This is a genomic window from uncultured Microscilla sp. (assembly GCF_947493425.1).
Classification (GTDB): Bacteria; Bacteroidota; Bacteroidia; order Cytophagales; family Microscillaceae; genus Microscilla.
On the sequence record NZ_CANLRP010000330.1, the window covers coordinates 1 to 3,515 of the forward strand.

Sequence of the window (3,515 nt, forward strand, 5' to 3'; positions counted from 1 at the left end):
TGGCAAGTTTTTTTAACGAAGCATGTCCAAAAAAGATGAGGTTAAGAATGTAAATTTATTTTGACACCGTTCCTTAGTGTAGACTTTCTGCCTAAAATATTTTTGGCAATTGTTTGAAAACTCATGACCGAAAATTTAAACAAGCTCTTAAGCTGCTCAATAAAAAAATGTAATCAAATCCTTTTTTTCAGTCAGCATGTGGTCTACCCAGCTTTGCAAAGTAGACAAACCTTTGCCAAATTCAGGATGTTCAAGGTTTAGTTCGGCAAACCCTTTAGCAAGCGATTTGGCTCGGCTCAATGGTAAAAAACCCACCATTGGGTATTCGCTTAAGGGCAAAGGCAAGGCGGGCGGCATGGCAAAAAAGTCGTCATACACCCTAAAATTCAATACCTTGGCGCTAAACACTTCCAAGTCAAGCAGGTATTCTACCGACGTAAGTTCAGTAAAACCTTCATTGGTCAGGGCTTGCCCATAAGTTTCACAGAGCAATTGTAAGGCATAACCATACATATACTCCCACTCGGTTGCTTCCTGCGCTTTTCCTTGCATTAGCGTAAGCAAAGCCCGATAAGTATCAGGGCAACCGTCCTTGAAGTCATCCGCAAAACCTTCGTCCAGGTTGTGGGCAAAAGTTTTAGTATGTTCATGAGCTTCTACGTCTTTCCATACTTCCGCCAACTGACTTTTACCTTTGGTAAGCGCTTCCAGACGTTGTTTGCTTACCAAATAAGCCGCTACATGATAGCTCATACCCTGCTAATGTTGAAGGTGGTTTGCATAGTCTCTACTACTTGAGCGGGTGATTGGTGGTGCGTAATTACACCTGATACCGCCACCCCATACACCCCAGTTTGTCTGATAATGCTCAGGTCTTCGGCTACTATACCCCCAATGGCTACTATAGGCGTATCAATGTTTTGCTCATAACAGTTGGCCATGAGCGTGGTATAGCCTTGGGCTCCCAATACCGGGCTGAGTTTTTTTTTGGTGGTGGTAAACCTAAAAGGGCCCGCACCTATGTAGTCTACTCTAGCTTTGACCAGCCGTTGTACATCTTCAAAAGTGTTTGCTGTGCCGCCAATGATTGCGTCTTTGCCCAGTATTTTACGCGCCTCTTTGGGCGACATATCTTCTTTGCCCAGGTGTACTCCATCGGCATGCACCGCTTTTGCTACTGCTACGTGGTCGTTCAGTATAAAAGTAGCGCCATAAAGGGCGCATATAGCTTTTACCTTGAGGGCAATGGCTTGCACTTCGGCTTCAGGCGTGTCTTTTACTCGTAGTTGCACCCAATTGCATCCCGCTTCACAAGCTTTTTGTGCGGCTTGCACATGGCTCAATGTATTGGTTTGCTGGGTAATATATTGCAGTTTTGCTATTTCTTTTTTCACGTTTTTTTAGTTTTTAGTCCATAACGCCAGCGAGGTTCTAGGGGCTAGGCGCTAGGTTCTAGGTATACCTTGTTCCCTAAGTAGCTACACTTTTTATATCACGTTGATTTTTAGTAACTTATAAAAATCGTAGTGAAGCTCCTGCAAGGTTCTAGTGCACTGGAAACTAAATTCCTATCATATTATTCGGAGTCTTTAGCCCGCTTACTTTACTTCAAAAAGTTTACGTAGCTTTGGCTATGCGCACTTTTTGAAGTGCGTCAGCAAACAAAATACCCTCGAATAAATAATATATTTATTTAATCCCCAATGCACTAGTTACACCCTGTTCCATAAGCAACTAACAAATTCATAGTATGCATATTTCCAGTGGCTTATGAATTTATTAGTTAAAGCTTTTTTAAGCGTCAATCTTTACTTTCTCATATTTGCAAATTAAAGAGCCACTGGAAAATATAATAACCTATTGCTCAAGATGCCTACATTCATCAGTATCTAAAGGCTTGAAGTTTACCGCTTAAAGCTTGTAGCTATTTATGAAATCCCAAATTTGTCTGATTACTCGCCAAAAAGCGGGTCACATAATCTTTAGACCTTACACAGGCTTTATGTAACGGGTATTGTAGGGCAATGTGGGCAGCCAATGCCGAGGAGAAGACACAGCCTGATCCGTGTTTGCCTGCTACGTTGGTACGCTTGGGGTTGAAGGCATACTCTTTTTGCTGTTGACTAAATAAAAAATCTTTGCCCAAAGCCTCGGTGTTATGCCCCCCTTTGAGGTATACATGGCAAAACTGGCTCAGGTAACGTGCGCCCACTTTGGCATCTTCCATCCCCGATAGTTGTTGTACCTCTTCCCAATTAGGGGTCAGCAAAAACAGGTGAGGTAACAAAGCCTCCAATTGTTGTTTTGCTACCTCCGAATGAAACACAAAGCCAGCACTTGCTTTGAGCACCGGATCACACACAATTTTTATTTGTGGATTGTGTTCTCTCAAAATGGCTACTATTTGCTGTAGCACGTCAAAGCTCTCTACCAAACCTATTTTTGCTACTTTAAAGCGAAAACGCGCCCCCAAAGTGGTCAATTGAGCTTTTATGTCTTCTATGGTTACCCAGTTGGCTTTTTCAAATGCCACATCGTTTTGTACTGTCAATGAGGTGCACACCGCCATTCCCAAGGTTCTATGTGCCTCAAAGGTTTTGACATCGGCAAGAATGCCCGCGCCTCCGCTAGGGTCAAACCCGGCAATACTTAAAATATTTGGTCTTTCTTTTCCCATGCTGCTTTTAACTCCATAAATACCGCGATTGCCTGAGCGGGCTTTTCCCAAACAGTACCCAATGCCGCCGCACCGTCAAACCCAATCCGCTTGACTTCGTCTATATTATCTAAAGAGATGCCACCCAACGCAATGAGTTGCGTAGCGCTCTTGTATTTTTCTATACTCCTCAAATTAGCCAAATTACCTTTATAGCCTGCTTTCGAAATGCTGTCGAACACTGGGCTCAAAAATACATAGTTGTAAGGTACCTCCAGGGTGTTTAACTCTTTGAGCTGATGTTTGGAGCCACTCACCGTCATTGCCTGTTGCTTTGCCCTGTCATACCAATTCGTGACTTGGTCACTGTTGTTTTTGACATAATGCCCGGTAAAGTGAATGCCTCGCAAATTGTACTTTTCGGCAAGTGCATAATGATGGTGCAACACTACCCGGTAGCGAAATTTAGGTTCAATTGCTTGAATTAAAGCCTCAATTTCATAGGGTGAGTAGGTTGGCTTGCGCAAATGAAATACTTCCAGCCCGTGCTCAAACAAGGCGCTAATAATGCTTGCTTCGTTGAGTTCTTGTTGCGGGCTGGAAATTACAATAATGTTCATTTAAGTTTTTTAGTTGGTAGTCGGTAGTTGGTAGTCGGTAGTCGGTAGTCAGTAGTCAGTAGTCAGTAGTCGGTAGTCGGTAGTCGGTAGTGGCGACGCTAGGCGTGTTTGAGAGTTTCGTTTTTTCAAAAAATATAAAACCTCAAAAACCTACACTTTGCGCTGTGCAAAACAGCCTCAAACTTGAAGCACTGATGTGCATCGGTATCTAAGGACTTGAGGCTATTGACTCCTGTCTC

The 3,515-nt window shown here is 43.1% G+C and carries 4 protein-coding genes; all 4 read right to left on the minus strand.

Going from position 1 to position 3,515, the window contains the following annotated elements; translation table 11 throughout:
- Window positions 1-156 precede the first annotated feature (156 nt).
- Window positions 157-753 (minus strand): hypothetical protein, encoded by a 597-nt coding sequence (locus Q0954_RS33260; protein WP_299466159.1) that lies wholly within the window; start codon window positions 751-753, stop codon window positions 157-159.
- The gene (locus Q0954_RS33265; protein ID WP_299466162.1) at window positions 750-1,394 is read right to left on the minus strand and encodes a thiamine phosphate synthase; all 645 of its coding nucleotides are present in this window, start codon (window positions 1,392-1,394) and stop codon (window positions 750-752) included. The genes Q0954_RS33260 and Q0954_RS33265 overlap by 4 nt, the downstream gene beginning before the upstream one ends.
- A gap of 530 nt (window positions 1,395-1,924) precedes the next feature.
- A complete protein-coding gene (locus tag Q0954_RS33270) occupies window positions 1,925-2,677 on the minus strand; it encodes a hydroxymethylpyrimidine/phosphomethylpyrimidine kinase (protein ID WP_299466163.1) in 753 nt (250 codons plus the stop codon).
- Window positions 2,650-3,276: a thiamine phosphate synthase gene (locus Q0954_RS33275; protein WP_299466166.1), complete on the minus strand. Its 627-nt coding sequence runs from the start codon at window positions 3,274-3,276 to the stop codon at window positions 2,650-2,652. The genes Q0954_RS33270 and Q0954_RS33275 overlap by 28 nt, the downstream gene beginning before the upstream one ends.
- Window positions 3,277-3,515: the final 239 nt, after the last annotated feature.

What these genes read in the sequence shown, in the direction of transcription:
- Q0954_RS33260 (WP_299466159.1), bottom strand. Translation starts at nt 753, where the DNA reads ATGAGCTATCATGTAGCGGCTTATTTGGTAAGCAAACAACGTCTGGAA.
- Q0954_RS33275 (WP_299466166.1), bottom strand. Translation starts at nt 3,276, where the DNA reads ATGAACATTATTGTAATTTCCAGCCCGCAACAAGAACTCAACGAAGCA.
- Q0954_RS33270 (WP_299466163.1), bottom strand. Translation starts at nt 2,677, where the DNA reads ATGGGAAAAGAAAGACCAAATATTTTAAGTATTGCCGGGTTTGACCCT.